Below are 16,707 nucleotides of genomic sequence, written 5' to 3' on the forward strand. Positions count from 1 at the left end.
GCCCAACTCTCGAACCGCACTCGGCAGCGGTCGCTCAGTGTGGTCGTCCACGAGCTCCGGTACGCGTATTGGCATCATTGTGTCGGGTAGTGGACTCCGTTGTGCTCCGCTGTGTACGAGTTGACATATTGTTATTCTCAGCTTTCGGCTGGCAGCGTTATTCTGCGCCATCCGCAGTGAGCAGATAACAAACAGTAGTACTACTCAGAGCAAGCCGGCATATCCCTGCGGTAGCCACAGCGCAACTCAGACTGGTGTACAGCCTGTGAGACACATTTTCCGGTCGCAGAAGACGACCGTATGCGTACGAATAACTTAAACCGTGAGAACCGCGTCTCCGAACGACATGTCTACAGATACCTTCAGCGGCCGTCGGGTACTGGTCACCGGAGGTGGTGGCTTCATCGGGAGCCATCTGGCGTCGGCACTGGCTGTGGACAACCATGTGCGAGTCCTCGACGACTTCTCGACAGGACGGCGGGCGAACCTCCCCGATGACGTGACCGTCATCGAGGGTGACGTTCGGGACAGGGAGACGCTCGATGCGGCGATAGAGGGCGTCGACGTCGTGTTTCACGAGGCGGCGATGGTCAGCGTCCCAGAGTCAATCGAGCAACCGGTCGACTGCCACAAACTGAACGGCACGGCGACCGTCAACGTGTTCGACTGCGCTCGGCGGCAGGACACGCGGGTGGTGTTCGCGTCCAGCGCCGCCGTGTACGGCGCCCCTGACGACGTTCCCATTGGAGAAGACGCGCCAACCGAACCAAATAGTCCGTACGGCTTCGAAAAATACCTAGGGGAGCAGTACGCGCGGTTTTACACCGAGGAGTACGGGCTACCGACGGTTCCGCTACGGTATTTCAACGTCTACGGTCCACGCGGGCTTGACGGAGAGTACGCCGGTGTCATTGGCACATTCGTCCGTCAGGCCCAGGCCGGTGAGCCGCTCACGGTCGAGGGCGATGGGACACAGATGAGGGACTTCGTCCACGTCGACGACGTTGTGCGTGCGAACCTGCTCGCAGCTACGACGGACGCCATCGGCCGGCCGTTCAACGTCGGGACCGGACGGAGCATTAGCATAAACGAACTCGCCGAAACGGTCCGAGACGTCGTCGGTACGGACATCGCGGTCGAGCACGTCCCCGGTCGCGCGAACGACATTCAACAGAGCGAAGCAGACCTCGGTGACGCACGCGAACTGCTCGGGTACGAACCGTCCCTGCCCCTCCGGAAGGGCCTCGAAGTGACGCTCGACGCCGAACAGACGTGAGTCACTTTTCGACGATCACACCTGTATCGCAAGGACGCTGCGAGAAACCCCATACGCCGACCTCCTCGAGTGCAATGTCTTGTTAGGAGTTTACTTACGAGAGCTGTTCGAGGAGGCGATTCTCAGCGGTGGAATAGCATCCAGCTAACGGCTTATAAGACGGTCTTTACCACGTTCGCACATCGAAACCATTCCTTCGGCCGGAGGGGACACACTCACTGCAGACCGGAAAAACCTAATCGATTAGCCGGATATTGGCTCGTTTCAGAGGAAAACTCATCCGAGAAGCTACGTCCTACCAATTTCGAATCACAGTAACCCTGCTGCCGAGTGCCTGTCCGCGTTTTTGGCCGTCTATCTATGAAATATAGACGCAAGTACCGGATGGAAACTAGTATCCGTTCCACGACCACACCTGTATATGAATTCTAACTATTTATTGGAACCATCGAACACTGTTATCCACAGTCTTGCCTGCGACTACCCGACGTAGAACGTTCGATATCAACAGGTGTGGTGCGGAAAACAGTGGAACCCGCGACTGAGCCAGACTTTTACTGGTCTGGTCGGAAGCAGTCGTATGATTCGCAACCGAGCCGAGGTCGTTAGTAATCGTGTCCACGAGATCGCACTCGATTGTATCGAGGCTGCCGTGGACGCGGCCGCGCCTGAGGCCGCCACCAAGTCAGCCATCGGCCGCGAAGACCAGACGCTGACGGTCGGCGGGACGACATACGACCTTGACGAGTACGGCGAGGTCGTCATCGTCGGCGGCGGGAAAGCCGCAGGCGGTGTGACACGGGCGCTTGAATCTATTCTCGGGGACACACTCAGCGGTGGCCACGTGGTCGTCAAGCAGACTATTGACACCGAAACCGTCCGGAGTTCTGTCGGAGATCACCCGTTACCGTCGGACCGGAACGTTGTGGCGACGGCCGATATTCTCGAAACCGTTGACGAGGCCGATGCGGAGACGCTCATCCTGTTTGTTCTGACCGGCGGAGCCAGCGCGCTTCTATCGGCTCCGGCCGGGGACCTGACACTGGAGGACCTCCAGACAACGACCGACAGGCTCCTCAGTGGCGGCGTCCCGATTGCGGAGATCAACGCGGTTCGGAAACACCTCTCAGACCTGAAAGGTGGGCAGATAGCACGGCGCGCGGCTCCCGCCACTGTCGCTGGGTTACTAATCAGCGACGTTGTCGGAAACGACCTCTCAACCATCGGTAGCGGTCCCTCAGTTCCGGATGAAACCACGTACGAGGACGCCCGTGACGTGTTCGAACGATACGACCTCACGCCACCGCCGGCCGTTTGCAATTATCTCGAATCCGGGCGAGATGGCCGAGTATCGGAAACGCCGTTTCCCGGTGACACAGTCTTTGACCGGGTGACGAACCATCTCATCGGGGACAACGCAACCGCACTTGACGCCGCCGCGGCCGTCGCACGGGAGGCGGGGTACGAACCACTCGTGCTCACGTCTCGCCTGCGCGGCGAAGCCCGCGAAGTGGCGAAACCGCTCGTCGCAATTGCCGAAGAGGCAACAGCGACGGGAACACCGGTCGAACCGCCGGCTGTTCTCCTTGCCGGTGGCGAGACGACCGTCACCGTAACAGGGGATGGCGGACAGGGAGGTCCGAATCAGGAATTTGTTCTCTCCGGTGCACTGGCCCACGACGGCGACGCGGTCATCGCGGCCGTCGACACTGACGGCGAAGACGGAAGCTCCGATGTGGCTGGTGCTATCGCGGATGGGGCCGCCATTAGCGACCGCGAACGGGCCCGCGAGGCGTTGCTTGCAAACGATGTCGGCTCGTACCTCTCAGAAATCGAGGCGACAATTGAAACCGGACCAACCGGGACAAACGTCAACGACGTGATCGCGCTCGCTATTCCGGGCCCAAGCGAGTAACGGAGGCCCCGGTACACGGTGGTTGCTTTCGAGTGGGACGACCGAACTGCTGAGTGACGATAGGGGTGGCAGCCGCCGTTTGGACCGTGGGTCACGTTTATCAATAGACGGACTGATATGCCGCGTATGAACGCATCAGATCAACAGATCGCGGCGGACGCACTCTCGGTCCCGGAAGAGACGATCGTCGACGCCTGTGACGATCCACCGCTCCCCGAATTCGGTATCATCGAACAGAACTGGGAGACAGACCCGATAACGCCAGCCCATGTCGCAACACACGCAGCCCGAGCGGCCGAATCCCTGTCCTTTGCGGACGTGCCTGACGGCGGTGAAGTCGCGCTGGGTGTCGGCAGTCGCGGTATCGCGAATCTGCCTACTATTGTCGCTGGTGTCGTCGACGCAGTTTCTGACGCCGGCTACGAGCCATTCGTCTTCCCGGCGATGGGAAGCCACGGTGGTGCGACCGGCGAGGGGCAACGAACAATGTTGAACGAACTGGGCGTGACCGAGTCGACCATCGGCTGTGAAATCCGGTCGAGTATGGACGTGGTCGAGGTCGGACGAACACCGGACCGTGACGTGCCTGTCGTCGCCGATGACAACGCTGTGGCGGCTGATGCAATCATCCCAATCAACCGCGTCAAACCGCACACGGACTTCGACGGCCCCGTCGAAAGCGGGCTCTCGAAGATGCTCGTCATCGGCATGGGCAAGCAGCGCGGCGCACAGATTGCCCACAAGTGGGCCGTCGACTGGTCGTTTCGCCAGATGATTCCAGAGATTACTGGCCGGCTGCTCGAAGAGTTGCCCATCGTCGGCGGCGTCGCAATCGTCGAGGACCAGCACGACGAGACAACGCTGATAGAGGGCGTGCCGCCGAGTGGCTTCCTCGACCGCGAAGAAGAACTGTTAGAGACCGCCTACGAACTGATGCCGACGCTCCCGTTCGAAGAGCTGGATCTCGTGGTGTTCGACCGTCAGGGGAAAGAAATCAGCGGTCAGGGACTCGATACAAACGTCATTGGCCGCCGACCGTTCTCGATAAACGAGCCGGCTCCAGAGACACCGGATATCAAACGCATCTTCACACGCGGGCTGACAGAGAAGACCCACGGGAACGCGATGGGCATCGGCTCAGCTGATATCATCCATGCTGATATTATTGCGGAACTTGACGCGGAAACGTCGCTGATCAATGCCCTTACTGCAAGCACGATCCGTGGCGTGAAACTGCCGCCGGTGGTCGAAACCGACCGCGCCGGCATCGTCGCTGCGCTGTCGACGATAGGGGTCGTCGACACCGACACCGTTCGAGTCCTCCGTGCAGCCGACACGATGCATCTCCACCAGCTCTACGCATCGCCGGCGCTGGTCGAGGCCGCACGCGACCGTGACGACCTTCGTGTGGTCGAAGACCCGTCACCGATTGAGTTCGATAACGGACAGCTCGTCGCGCCGTCGCTTCGCGAGTAGCTGCCGGTAGCGGACCTGTGGACTTGGACTGCAGAGCATGAACAGGACAAGCAATGGTACATAAAGGTCGTCAGAGCACGGATGCGCGACCTCAGATCCCGGGATCCAATCCGACGTACGCCCCCGACATACAGATGGATATAAGCACGGTATAAATAACGGGCGTACACGCGTTAGGTGCAATGTTTCCTGCCTGCACGCAAATAACAAGCCGCAGCGGTCGCTTACGTCGCCAACAGCTCGATCGGATGGCGCGGCTGCCGCTCCAGTAGCGCGTCGATCTGCTCCAGACAGGAGGTCCCACTGGCGACGACGGGCCGGTCCTGTACGCCGTCGTCTTCCAACTGGGTCCGGAGCCGGTCGCCAACGTCCATGCTCAGTTCGTAGTAATCGGACTTGTACCCGAAGCTCCCGGCCATGCCACAGCACTCCACGTCGGATGTAACAACGTCGTAGCCACATTCTTCGAGGACAGCGACGGTATGAGCTTCAAGACCGAGTGTTCGCTGCTGGCAGTGGCTGTGATACGCGATTTCCGCGCCGGTGACGGTCGAGAGTGAATTGACGGATGCGCCGTTGTCGAGTAATCCGAAGACGTATTCGAACACCTCGTAGCTGTTCGCCGCGATGTCAGTGAAAGACGACTCATCAAGGAGTCGCTCGTATTCGCGGGTGAACATCGCGTGGTCGCTCGGCTCGATAACGACCACGTCGCGGCCGTCTGCGATATGTGGTTCGAGGGCCTCTGTGACCCGCTCAGCGTGGTCTGTCGCCGTCGCAACCATACCCTGTGATAGCGGCGCGCGGCCGCTGGACGGAGCCGGCGGCACTACCACGTCGACACCCAGCGACTCAAGCACCCTTACCGCGGCTTTGCCCCGCTCTACCTGCACGTGATTGGTGTACAGGTCCGGATACAGCACCGCCCGGCGCTCGGGATTTGTGACCTGTGAGTCACGGTCGCCAGCCCAGTCAACGAGCGTCTCCCGTTCGAACGCTGGAAGGTCTCGGCGCGGGTCGATGCCCAGAACTCGGGACATCGTTTGCCGAGCGAGTGTCGTGTCCGCCAGCCAGTTCGACACCGGCGCGGTGGCGCTGCCCAGTTTCGCCACGGTCTCGAAGTTACCGAAGAAGCGCTTCTGCAGTGGTGCGCCGTCGTCCTCTTCGTCAGGAGTGAGGCCGTCGACGAGCCACTCTCCAGGAGCCTCTTTGTCGCGATTGATGCGGTCCCGGACGACAGTGTTGATCCAGGGAATATCGATACCGACGGGACAGGCATTCACACAGCGCGTACACCCAGTACAGAGGTCGTTGAACTCCTCGGCCACGTCCAGCCCTTCGATACCGGCCTCCCAGCCCGTCGCAATGCCACCCGAATACGTCTCCCCGCCGAAGGCGTGGCCGCCGACGCTCTGAAAGTTCGCACACGAGTTCGAACAGGCGGAACATCGGATGCAGTACAGCGTCTCCCGAAGCTGCTCGTCATCTCGCATCTCCAGTCGGCCGTTGTCAATCAATACAAGATGGAAATCGCGGTCGGAATCGAATTCCGACAGCGGTGTTTCGTTGTCGGTGAAATCGACGACCGGCGTGTCAACCGGAGGGGTCAGCAACGAGACGTACGATGTAATGTCCTGCCCGGTGCCCGACCGACCGATGAGTTCGATGAACGGGTGGAGGTCTGCAACTGTCGGAATGACTTTTTCGACGCCAGCGACGGCGACGTGTGTGTCCGTCGCAGCCACCGTTTTGCGAGCGTTGCCCTCACTAGTGACCAGCGCCATCGTCCCGGTATCGGCCGCGATGAAGTTCGCGCCGGTGATCCCGACTTCTGCGTCGATGATCTGCTCACCCAGTTTCTCGCGGGCGAAGTGGGTCAGTTCCGCCGCTGTCTCTAGAGGCTCGTCGGGGTCGAATTGTTCGTTGAACAGCTCCGCGATGCTCTCGCGTGACTTGTGAATGGCCGGGGCGACGATATGAGAGGGGGCTTCGTCGGCGATCTGCAACACCCACTCGCCCAGATCCGTTTCCACTACGTCCACGCCATCTGCTTCGAGCGCTTCGTTGACCTCGATCTCCTCGCTGGTCATCGACTTACTCTTGACGACCCGGTCAGCCGCGCGCTCGTCGGCCACATCACGGATGTACTCGTTCGCGTCAGCGGCGTCGTCGGCGATGTACACCGTCCCGCCGTTGGCTTCGACAGTCTCCGTTAGCTGGTCGAGAAGCTCCGGTAGCTCCTCGATGGCGTCCTCCTTGATACCCCGGGCCGCTCGCTTGAGGTCCTCGTAGTCCTCTAGATCTCCGACAGAGTCGTAGCGTCCCGTATTAAATCCCTGCGTGTTCTCCGCGATTGCCGCACCTTCGGTCCGCATCAGTTCGCGGATTTCATCGGCAGTCGCCATTGTCAGTCCTCCCCCTCGACGACGATGACGTGGACCTCTTTGGGACCGTGTGCGCCCTTGACCAGCGCGCCCATGTCAGCCGTTGCACTCGGCCCTGTTGCAATAATCGCACTCCCGTTAGTTTCGGTAAACCGCTCGTCCAGTTCTGCCACTGCTGCGTCCATATCGGGCTGGATGTCTTCCTCGTAAAGAATGGCGACGTGGCGCTCGACAAACAGGCTCACGAGCTCACTAGCCTGTTCAGTCATCGAGAGGACGAGTGAGCCGTAATCGCCGACACCGAGTTCAGCCCCCGTTACGCCGGTGGTCGCCTCGCGGAGCGCGGCCGGCGTCGGGTCGACGGTGATCGGCGTCTCCACGAGCGAAAACGTCCCGTCCCCAACCGTCTCGTCGAGCGCGACCCCGACTGCAGGCTCCGTGACTGCTTCCGTAACAGCGGCTTCGAGTTCAGACTCAGAAGTGCTAGAAACTGTCACACCCAGTGCTTCGAGAGCACCCTCGAACGACGCGCGTTTGCTTTCCATCTATACGCGAACTGAAAACCTACATCATCATTTAGTTTTTGTCTGAAACGGGTGACTCATCAGGTGGCCTAAACTGGTTGCACTGTTGGTGAACTTGGCTTCTATCACGGTCGCTGCTCATAGAAACGACACTCAGTATATAACCAAATTTTGGTATTCCGTATCGATATATTCGATAAGTAAATGTGGCAATGATGCATCCACTGCCATATGATGGCTTAATCACGGTATAGCAGCTTTACCGGTGAGCGGTTGTTATCAGATCGGGCAATAACCGGGAAGCAAGGGGTTTTGTGGGTTCTCTGAGAAGCACCGACAACGGACCGATGGACGACCAACCCAGTGGACCTCCAGAGACAGAGATTGCGACATTACTTGAACAAGGGAACGAAGCTGACGCAGTTGCGGCACTTGAGCGGCTTTCGACAGCCGGACCGGCTACCCAACAGGCGTGCTTGCGGTCACTCAAAGCGGCTGCCGACGAGCAGCCGGAACTGTTCGACGGCGTACTGCCATCGCTCACCGATTTTTTACAGGACAGCGGGCGGCCAACACGGCTCACGACAGCGAAATTGGTCGTCACGATCAGCGAGGGCGCGCCGGACAGCGTGGTTCCGGTTGTCCCAACGCTTGCCGAGCGACTGGCGGATGAGTCAGAGTTCTACTACGTTCGTGCTCGGTGTGCAGAGGCGCTGGGCTACGTCGCCGTTGACCATCCCGACGCCGTCGTCTCGCCTGCGGTCGTGGCAGACCTTCGTATCGGTCTAGAGTTCGACAAACCAGAAGTAACAGAGAAATTAGCGAAGGCGCTGGCCCACGTTGCCTTGGGTAGTCCCGAGAGACTCCGTTATCAGGTCGACTCACTCGCCGAGCATCTTCACTCGGACAGTGAAGTTGTCCGATATCACTTAAGCACAGCTCTCGTCGTTATCGGGTCTGCGTGCCCCGAACGGCTTGCAGACGCTAGGGAAGCACTCGTCTCGTGTCTCGAAGACGAAAGCAGATACGTCCGTGGGCGAGCGGCCGAAGCGCTGGGGTTGCTTGCCGGCACTGATAGCACAGAATCGTTTCCGCAAACACAACTTGACGATCTCACCGTTGCCGAGGAATTTGTTGCAAAACGAGCGCAATTCGCTCTGTCCCGGCATCGCGGGACGGAATCTGAGAATGGATTCACAGGCATAGCCACGAGAGATGCAATCCGCACGCAGACAGCCGAGATTGTTTCGGAAATCCGGACACAAGAAGGAGATGATGGATGTCCACACTGCGGGCTCTCACTCCCCGAATCCGGCCCTCCGCTGTGCCCGGGCTGTGGCACCCCATTGTGAGGATACGGTCGGTTTTCCTGCAGTTTACACAGAAATCGCATGTCTCAGTCTCTGGTAGGGCCACGGTTGCAGTAGGTTCTCTGGTGCTGCGTCGTCCCGTAGCGGGACACATCAGATACATCTACTTCCGTGGGAGACCGGACATCGCCAGTGGACATACCGACTTGGATAAGACAAATATATATCTAGCATTTCTATACTCAACTTCGGGACATATGTCCTGAGCCTACATGATTATAGGTTTATATTTGATGAGAGGGCGAAGTTAGGGACCAATAGCCGCTTTGTAGCTGGTTCGGCTGTCATCATATAGCACCTTGCTATTCAAACCTGCTGTATGTTCTGCTATAGAGAACAGCACGCGATTGACAGCAGTGGCATTCACACGGTGATGCTTGATCTCACAGTCAGTGGAAGGGAGGATAAAGTAAGCCACGATCCCTTGGCGAGATTGCGTCTGATGCCGAGGTGACCGCGAACGATCCTTTCAACGCATGAAGATCAGGCGTCGCCGGTAGCGGTGTGTAGCAGTGAGGTCGTTTGTCCACTTCGATGGCGGCCACCGATAGAATAACAGTGGTACGTCCGTTATTCCAGAATCTCTTAATTCGATGTAAGGGCCACCTGAATGGATTTTGTCGTGCTGAGGACTTGCCCGGTGATATCTTCCCTGAGGTATCGGCCGTTCAGGCGTTCAACAGGGCCAGCGATCCCCAGCGCAGCGACCCGATTGCCACTGACATCAGGGAGCGGGGCGGCAACACCGATGATCCCTTCGTACTGTTCTCCTCTGCAGAACGCTATGCCGTCGTCGCGGATTCGGCGCAGTTCCTCGGCGAGTTCGTCCTGATCTACGATCGTGGCGTCAGTCGGCGCAATAAGTTCCGTCTCATCGAGAATCGATTCGACGCGGTCACTCGGAAGCGACGCCAACAATGCCTTTCCCATGGCGTTGACGTGGAGTGGCAACCGTTCGCCCGCGTGGAACGGGGTTGACCAGCCGTCCTCAGGTTCGGAGATCGACACCGGGACACCGGACGTTTCTTCGAGGACAAACAGCGTCGTTGTCTCCCCTGTCGCCGTCGCGAGGTTGTCCAGTTGCTGCTCCGCTGCCTGATAGAAACTGAGCCCGTCACGCGTTCGCTCACCGAGAGCCAGCGGGCGGAGCGATGCCTCATACTTCTCTGCGCGCTTGACAACGTATCCAGCCGCACGCAACGTCGAGAGATGGTTGTGAGCGACGCTCTTGGATACCCCGACGGTATTGGCAACCCCTGTCACACCGATGGGTCCCGTCGCGTTGACAAGCGCTTCGAGGATAGCAATGGACGTTTGGGTTGCTTCGACCGCATACTGTGGTTCGTCAGTCATTGGGTATCATTTCAACTTATGCTGTGAAAAGTCTGTTCACTAGAGCAGAACAGTCATGGTTTTGTGAACTAGTAACATGAATTATTCTACATTATTTATTGGCCCAAACGAGATTGCTACGATGTCTAACTGCCGAAATTTATTCGTTCTGCTCTACAGAACAGATGTGTTCAGCTCGCAGCTAACTCACGAACGCGTAGAAACATTCGCTTCAGGGCGGCCAGGCTACTCCAGGTGCATCAGAGTCGTGGACGGTTCCGCGGAGCGCGGACACAAAAGCAGCTGGGTCCGCAGTCTGCCAGACGCTGCGTCCCATCACTAGACCGCGGGCCCGCAGGTCTTCAAACCCGACGATTGCGCCCATTCCGAGACCGTGGTCAAGCGCCACGACGACCGCGTTTCCGGACGCAGTATCAAGGAAGGCGTACTCGCTCACTCGGAGTCCCCTGGAACGACTACTTTCTTCAGTCCCTCAGCGTTGCCCATCCGTTCAAACGCTGCCGGGAGGTCGTCAAGCCCGATACGTTCGGTGATGAGCGTCTCTGCGTCGATGCGTTCGTGTCTGAGCAGTGTTATCGCTCGCTCGAAGTCCTCGGTCGTCAGGGAGAACGAACCGCGGTAGTCGACCTCGTCGAAGAAGACATCGAACGGACTGACTTCCATCGTCGCTTCCTGATCCGGGACGCCGAAGATGAGCGTCGAGCCGCCGGGCGCAGTCACAGCGTTAGCCTGCTTGATTGTCGGGACGAGCCCGATGGCCTCAGCGCCGACGTCGACCGGTCCACCGGCCGCCGCCGGGATTGCTTCCTCGGGATCTTCTTCGTTGGGGTCGATGACGGCATCTGCACCGAGGTCGGCGGCCAACTCTCGCCGTTCGTCATCGAGTTCGGAAACCACGATTGGAGCAGCGCCCGCGTTGCGGAACGCTTGCAAGAGTAGCAAGCCGATCGGGCCAGCGCCAATAATACCGACACTGTCTCCCGGTTTGATGTCAGTCTGTTCGACGCCATGAACACAGCAGGCGAGCGGCTCGGCGAGCGCGGCCCGCTCGAAGGACATATCACCGATGTCTTCGACGTTGATGGCCGGGACGCGGACGTAGTCGGCGAAGGCACCGTCGAGAATGGTGTCACCGGCACCACCGATGCTCGTGTTGTTCTCACAGAGGTGCGTCTCACCCCTCTTGCAGTACGAACAGGCGTTACAGGGGACGGTGGGGTTGATTGCGACGCGGTCACCGACTGCGAAGCGATCGACGTCAGCACCGACTTCCGCGACGGTCCCGGCACCTTCGTGGCCAAGGACCAGGGGTGTCTCGGCTGCGAAGGTGCCGTGATACATGTGATAGTCGGTCATGCAGACGCTACAGGCGCCCACCTGAACGAGAACCTCGTCATCCGCAGGGTCCGGTCGGTCACGCTCTTCGACAGTAATTTCGCCGTCATCAGTCAACGTGCTGGCACGCATCAGTCGTCCTCCAACGGTCGGATCGCGGTCGTCACTGCAACAGTACCTCTTTCGTGAGTTGGTGTGGGTCGGGTCATGGGTGGTCTGGGCCGTAGCCCGTTGTCACTAGTCCAACTGAGCTGGACACACAGCGGACTTGGCTACGATCCGTACTCCCGGTATTTTCGGACCGCGTATTAAAATCTTGCCACGGTTCCCCGTACTCCGGAGACAGATGAGTTCGTGGATGGGGGCTTCCGTACTGTATATCGTCTGTTCTCGCCCAGTGAGATGGGTATTCTACCTTACAGATGATTACCTTTATTATGCATCGGTATTTCGATAGTGACGAGGCAAACTGGCATGACCAACTCCAACAGGCGGAAGTTCCTGAAAGCGACAGGTGTCGGACTACTCGGCGGCCTCGCTGGCTGCACACGAGGCGGCGATAGCTCGGGCGGCGACGGGAGCGACGGTTCGAGCGATGGAAGCGACGGAAGCGGTGGCAGCGATGGCGGAACCAGCACCAGCGGCAGCGACGGTGAACTCGCAATTCCGCTCAGCGAGTACGAGGACGCCGATATCGACTGGCGACAGTTCGAGGGGTCCTCGATCAACATCGGAGCCGTCCAGCACCCCTGGGTTTCGGCCATCAAGCCCGCAGTCCCCGTCTTCGAGGAACTGACCGGAATCGACGTCGTCTGGAACGTCCTGCCCGAACAGCAGTTCCGAACCAAGCGCCAGACAGACGTTAGTACCGGCGCCGGGCAGTTCGACGTCTTCTACATGGACCAGGTCGTCAACCAGTTCCGTGAAGAGGGCTGGATACAGCCGCTCGACCCGTTCTTTGACGACGACAGTCTCTTCGACGAGGACTGGTACGAGCCCGACGATCTCTTCGAGGCGTCGCGCTGGCAGGCCCACGGTGGCGGCTACAGCGACACGTGGACCGGGATGCCGATTACCGTCGAAGTTCAGACGCAGTTCTACCGCGAAGACCTCTACGACAAGCACGACCTGGAGGTCGCGGAGACGCTCGAAGAGTTCCGTCAGAACGCACAGACCATCCACGAGAACGAGTCCGACGTCGTCGGCACCGTCGGCCGTGGCGACAAGGGGTACGGGATGAACATCTACATCCTCAACACGTTCCTGCGCCAGAACGGCGCGGAGCTCTGGGACAGTTTCCCGGATGATTCCGGCCTCGACTCCGACGGCGTCATCAACGCGGCGGACTGGTACGTCAGCCTGCTGCAGGACTACGGTCCCGAAGGGGCCTCAACCCAGACCTGGTCGGACGTGCTCTCGACGATGCAGGAAGGGCGCGCCGGCCACATCGTCTCCGACGCAAATCTGTTCTGGCCCGGACTCACCGGCTCTGACTCCTCGGTCGCCGACAACATCGGTATCGCGAAGGCTCCCAGCCCGGCTGACGGCCAGTTCTCGCCCAACGCGTTCAACTGGCAGATTTCCACGTCCAAGAACGCACAGAACTCCGAGCAGGCGTTCCTGTTCATGGTGTGGGCGTCCTCGCAGCCGACCAACACCTGGATGCACGTCGAGGGCGACGCCGCCTTCTCCGTCCGACAGTCCGTCTGGGAGAACGACGAGTTCCGCTCTCGTGTCGGCGAGAACTTCGCACAGGTCACCCTCGAATCCCTGCAAGCGGCGGCACCGGACCCGTTCGACCGGAGGTACCCCGAATGGGGACAGCGGTACTCCGAGGAACTGCAGCGCGCCATCGCCGGGCAGAAGTCCGCTGAGGAAGCGATGACTCAGGCGGCGTCCATCGCGGAAGACATCTACAGCAATTAAATCTAAGCCACACCTGCGCCACAACACATCCCACAAATGAGTACACCAACGCAAACGGAAACGACATCTCAATCGACCTTCGCTAGGCTGCGGGACCTGTGGAACGACTACCTCCCGTACTGGTTCATGGCACCGATGGTGGCGGTGATGGTGATGATCACCTTCTTCCCCGGTGCCTACGACCTGTATCTCAGCCTGATTGCGGAGCCGACACTCGATGTATTCGCAGCTGATTTCGTGGGGCTGCGTAACTTCGAGACGGCGTTCACCCGCGGCGGTGCGATCCACTCGTTCGTCATCACGATTACTGTCGTCGTCAGCGCGCTGCTCCTCGAAACGGCCCTCGGGTTCGTCCTGGCCGCGCTCGTCGCCGGCGTCGGCTCCAACCGGGTGAAGTCGTTCTACCGGGTGTTGTTCATCATTCCGATGGCCGTCGCCCCCGTCTCGCTCGCGACCATCGGCCGGATCATGCTGAACAGCGAAATCGGCATCATTCCGTACATTATAAACACCGGCACGCCATTCGCAGCGCCGAGTTTCCTCTCTGAGGTCCCGCTGCTGACGGTGATCCTGCTTGACGCGTGGAACTGGACCCCGTTCATGTTCATCATCTTCTACGCCGGCCTCTCGTCGGTGCCGAAGACGCTCATCGAGGCCTCGCGGGTCGACGGCGCGCCGATGTGGCGGCGCTACGTACACGTCATAATCCCCTACATGAAGCCCGTCGTCTTCGTCGCGACGCTCATCCGGTTGATCGACCTGTTCCGGACGTTCGGCGTGGTGTACGGGCTCACGGGCGGCGGTCCCGGGACGGCAACCCAGCTCGTGAGCATCAACATCTACGAACAGATGTTCATCAACAACCAGATGACCGTGGCCGCAGCAATCGCCATCGTCTACCTCGTCCTCGTCGTTGCACTGTGTAACGTCATCATTGCGAAGGTCGGCTTCGAGGGGGTGTGGGACTGATGGCGACGACGGATAGCGACTCCGCGACCGCGTCACAGCGACTCGACAAGGACACGCGGAAGACGCTCGTCACGGTGGTTCGACACACTATTCTCCTGACGTGGTCGTTCATCGTGCTGTTCCCGCTGTACTGGCTCGCTTCGATGTCGCTGAAACCGCCCGGAACAGCGAATTCGTTGCCGCCGGACTGGATCTTCCTGCCGACGGTGTACAATTACATCCAGTTGATTCAGGACTCGGGGTTCATCGCGGCGTTCGCCAACAGCCTCGTGATGGTGTCAGCGTCGGTCGTCCTCGTCTTGCTCATCGGCGTGCCCGCCGCGTACGTCCTCTCGCGGTATGACATCCCGATGGAGCGGGACGTTCTCGTGTGGATACTCTCTTCACGGATGCTCCCGCCCATTGCCGTCGTGCTCCCGTTCTTCATCATCTTCCGAGAGCTCAATCTGTTCGACACCCGCGTCGGGATGGTGCTGATGTACGTCAGCATCAACCTCTCGCTCGTCGTCTGGGTGATGAAGGCGTTCTTCGACGGCATCCCCGAGACCTTAGAAGAGGCCGCCCGCGTCGACGGCGCGACCCAGTTCCAGGGCTTCAGGAAGGTCGTTCTGCCGGCGGCCAAGCCCGGCATCTTCTCGGTCGCCATCATCAGCTTCATCTTCGCGTGGATAGAGCTACTGTTCGGACTCGTGCTGACGAGCTTCGAGGCTGTGCCGGTGACGCTGTTCGTCTACTCGTTCATCGGCTCGCGCTCGATCGAATGGGGAATGCTCGCGGCCGCCTCGACGGCGATGATCGTTCCGGTCGTCATCTTCCTCATCGCGGTCAACAAGTACCTCGCGGCCGGGCTCAGTTTCGGCGTGGTGATCAAAGAATGACCACGCTGTCCACACCTCGACAGGTATCGCTCGCAAACGACGCCCCTGCGGCGGCGGTAGCTTCACTTAGCCGCACATCGGAGAGAAAATAATGGCAAAGATCACAATCGACGACGTTACGAAGCGATTCGGTGAGGGAGATGAGTCAATCGTCGCGGTCGACGACGTCTCGCTGGACATCCGCGATGGCGAGTTCATCGTCTTCGTCGGTCCGTCCGGAAGCGGGAAGTCCACGCTCATGCGCATCGTCGCAGGGCTGGAAACGCAAACGGAAGGCGACATTCACATCGGCGACGACCTCGTCAATCAGCTCGGCCCGCGAGCCCGGGACATCGCAATGGTGTTCCAGAACTACGCGCTATACCCCAACATGACCGTCGAAGAGAACATGTCCTTCGGGCTGAAGATGTCGACGGACATGTCCGCCGACGAGGTTGAAGAAGCCGTCACGTCCGCCGCCGAGATGATGGACATCGACATGCTGTTGGACGACAAGCCCGGCGAACTCTCCGGGGGACAACAACAGCGTGTCGCGCTCGGCCGCGCTATCGTCCGTGACCCGAACGTCTTCCTGATGGACGAGCCGCTGTCGAACTTAGACGCGAAGCTTCGGGCGGAGATGCGGACCGAGATCAACCGGCTCCAGAACGACCTTGACGTGACCACGCTGTACGTCACCCACGACCAGACAGAGGCGATGACGATGGGCGACCGGCTTGTCGTCCTCAACTACGGGGAACTCCAGCAGGTCGGGACGCCGCTGGAATGTTTCTACCGTCCGGCCAACCAGTTCGTCGCCGGCTTCCTCGGCTCGCCGTCGATGAACTTCTTCGAGGGCAACGTCGAGGGCGGAACGCTCCGCGCGGACGGCTTCGACTTCGACCTGACCAAGCGGATGCAGTCCGCTGTTAGCAGTCGAAACGAACTCGTCCTCGGTATCCGGCCGGAAGACATGACGCTTCACGACCGGGCGAACTCGGGCCACGAGTTCGAGGCCGTCGTCGACGTCGTCGAACCGATGGGGAGTATCTCCTACGTCTATCTCCGGGCGCGGTCACAGAGCCACGACCAGACGTTCATCGTCGAGACGGACGGCCAGCGCCCGATCAGCGAGGGCCAACACGTCTACGTCGAGATTCCGGATCGGGACGTACACCTGTTCGACGCCGCCAGCGGCGAGACGATCCACCAGCGCCAGCTCGGTGACGACGCGGAGATGGCGCTCGAAGAGCAAATAAAACCCGCCGAGTGACGGCGATACCCGTCGTCGCCTCACTCGCCGCAACCGACAGTTATCGACA

The 16,707-nt window shown here is 59.7% G+C and carries 13 protein-coding genes; 8 read left to right on the top strand and 5 right to left on the bottom strand.

Annotation, left to right across the window (positions count from 1 at the left end; genetic code table 11):
• The first annotated feature begins 346 nt into the window (after window positions 1-346).
• From G9463_RS04200 to G9463_RS04210, 3 genes are all read left to right on the top strand, one after another.
• On the top strand, window positions 347-1,276 hold the full coding sequence (locus G9463_RS04200) for an NAD-dependent epimerase/dehydratase family protein (RefSeq protein ID WP_165896043.1): 930 nt from the start codon (window positions 347-349) through the stop codon (window positions 1,274-1,276).
• Window positions 1,277-1,856: 580 nt separating this feature from the next.
• Window positions 1,857-3,191, top strand: a complete 1,335-nt coding sequence (locus tag G9463_RS04205) for a glycerate kinase (RefSeq protein ID WP_127014583.1) — start codon at window positions 1,857-1,859, stop codon at window positions 3,189-3,191.
• Window positions 3,192-3,317: 126 nt separating this feature from the next.
• A complete protein-coding gene (locus G9463_RS04210) occupies window positions 3,318-4,667 on the top strand; it encodes a DUF362 domain-containing protein (RefSeq protein ID WP_127014582.1) in 1,350 nt (449 codons plus the stop codon).
• A 224-nt stretch (window positions 4,668-4,891) separates the two neighbouring features.
• Here G9463_RS04210 and G9463_RS04215 read toward each other — a convergent pair whose 3' ends face one another.
• Both G9463_RS04215 and G9463_RS04220 read right to left on the bottom strand, forming a co-directional pair.
• Window positions 4,892-7,072, bottom strand: a complete 2,181-nt coding sequence (locus G9463_RS04215) for an LUD domain-containing protein (RefSeq protein ID WP_165896044.1) — start codon at window positions 7,070-7,072, stop codon at window positions 4,892-4,894.
• Window positions 7,073-7,074: 2 nt separating this feature from the next.
• Entirely contained in the window at window positions 7,075-7,596 is a 522-nt protein-coding gene (locus G9463_RS04220; RefSeq protein ID WP_007188525.1) for an LUD domain-containing protein, read from the bottom strand.
• Window positions 7,597-7,922: 326 nt separating this feature from the next.
• Here G9463_RS04220 and G9463_RS04225 point away from each other — a divergent pair, with 326 nt between their 5' ends.
• A complete protein-coding gene (locus G9463_RS04225; RefSeq protein ID WP_165896045.1) occupies window positions 7,923-8,927 on the top strand; it encodes a HEAT repeat domain-containing protein in 1,005 nt (334 codons plus the stop codon).
• Window positions 8,928-9,530: 603 nt separating this feature from the next.
• Here G9463_RS04225 and G9463_RS04230 read toward each other — a convergent pair.
• From G9463_RS04230 to G9463_RS04245, 3 genes are all read right to left on the bottom strand, one after another.
• Window positions 9,531-10,298 (bottom strand): IclR family transcriptional regulator, encoded by a 768-nt coding sequence (locus G9463_RS04230; RefSeq protein WP_165896046.1) that lies wholly within the window; start codon window positions 10,296-10,298, stop codon window positions 9,531-9,533.
• Between the two features lie 211 nt (window positions 10,299-10,509).
• Window positions 10,510-10,734 carry a hypothetical protein gene (locus G9463_RS23790; RefSeq protein WP_004965887.1) on the bottom strand — a complete coding sequence of 75 codons (225 nt, stop codon included), beginning with the start codon at window positions 10,732-10,734 and terminating at the stop codon, window positions 10,510-10,512.
• Complete coding sequence (locus tag G9463_RS04245; protein WP_004965885.1) at window positions 10,731-11,765, bottom strand: galactitol-1-phosphate 5-dehydrogenase; 1,035 nt, start codon at window positions 11,763-11,765, stop codon at window positions 10,731-10,733. The genes G9463_RS23790 and G9463_RS04245 overlap by 4 nt, the downstream gene beginning before the upstream one ends.
• 342 nt (window positions 11,766-12,107) lie before the next feature.
• On the opposite strand from G9463_RS04245, the gene G9463_RS04250 reads away from it, so the two are divergent.
• From G9463_RS04250 to G9463_RS04265, 4 genes are all read left to right on the top strand, one after another.
• Window positions 12,108-13,559, top strand: a complete 1,452-nt coding sequence (locus G9463_RS04250) for an extracellular solute-binding protein (RefSeq protein ID WP_165896047.1) — start codon at window positions 12,108-12,110, stop codon at window positions 13,557-13,559.
• 36 nt (window positions 13,560-13,595) lie between these two features.
• A complete protein-coding gene (locus tag G9463_RS04255; RefSeq protein ID WP_121304241.1) occupies window positions 13,596-14,528 on the top strand; it encodes a carbohydrate ABC transporter permease in 933 nt (310 codons plus the stop codon).
• Window positions 14,528-15,406 (top strand): carbohydrate ABC transporter permease, encoded by an 879-nt coding sequence (locus G9463_RS04260; protein WP_165896048.1) that lies wholly within the window; start codon window positions 14,528-14,530, stop codon window positions 15,404-15,406. Before G9463_RS04255 ends, G9463_RS04260 begins: the two co-directional genes overlap by 1 nt.
• Window positions 15,407-15,497: 91 nt before the next feature.
• Complete coding sequence (locus tag G9463_RS04265; protein ID WP_004965876.1) at window positions 15,498-16,658, top strand: ABC transporter ATP-binding protein; 1,161 nt, start codon at window positions 15,498-15,500, stop codon at window positions 16,656-16,658.
• Window positions 16,659-16,707: the final 49 nt, after the last annotated feature.

The sequence above is a fragment of the Haloarcula sp. JP-Z28 genome, from assembly GCF_011440255.1.
In the GTDB taxonomy this organism is placed as follows: domain Archaea; phylum Halobacteriota; class Halobacteria; order Halobacteriales; family Haloarculaceae; genus Haloarcula; species Haloarcula marismortui.

Bases quoted from the DNA above. Each gene is read 5' to 3' on its own strand.
- G9463_RS04200 (WP_165896043.1), top strand. From the start codon at position 347: ATGTCTACAGATACCTTCAGCGGCCGTCGGGTACTGGTCACCGGAGGT.
- G9463_RS04210 (WP_127014582.1), top strand. From the start codon at position 3,318: ATGAACGCATCAGATCAACAGATCGCGGCGGACGCACTCTCGGTCCCG.
- G9463_RS04245 (WP_004965885.1), bottom strand. From the start codon at position 11,765: ATGCGTGCCAGCACGTTGACTGATGACGGCGAAATTACTGTCGAAGAG.
- G9463_RS04215 (WP_165896044.1), bottom strand. From the start codon at position 7,072: ATGGCGACTGCCGATGAAATCCGCGAACTGATGCGGACCGAAGGTGCG.
- G9463_RS04230 (WP_165896046.1), bottom strand. From the start codon at position 10,298: ATGACTGACGAACCACAGTATGCGGTCGAAGCAACCCAAACGTCCATT.
- G9463_RS04255 (WP_121304241.1), top strand. From the start codon at position 13,596: ATGAGTACACCAACGCAAACGGAAACGACATCTCAATCGACCTTCGCT.
- G9463_RS04225 (WP_165896045.1), top strand. From the start codon at position 7,923: ATGGACGACCAACCCAGTGGACCTCCAGAGACAGAGATTGCGACATTA.
- G9463_RS04220 (WP_007188525.1), bottom strand. From the start codon at position 7,596: ATGGAAAGCAAACGCGCGTCGTTCGAGGGTGCTCTCGAAGCACTGGGT.
- G9463_RS04260 (WP_165896048.1), top strand. From the start codon at position 14,528: ATGGCGACGACGGATAGCGACTCCGCGACCGCGTCACAGCGACTCGAC.
- G9463_RS04265 (WP_004965876.1), top strand. From the start codon at position 15,498: ATGGCAAAGATCACAATCGACGACGTTACGAAGCGATTCGGTGAGGGA.
- G9463_RS04250 (WP_165896047.1), top strand. From the start codon at position 12,108: ATGACCAACTCCAACAGGCGGAAGTTCCTGAAAGCGACAGGTGTCGGA.
- G9463_RS04205 (WP_127014583.1), top strand. From the start codon at position 1,857: ATGATTCGCAACCGAGCCGAGGTCGTTAGTAATCGTGTCCACGAGATC.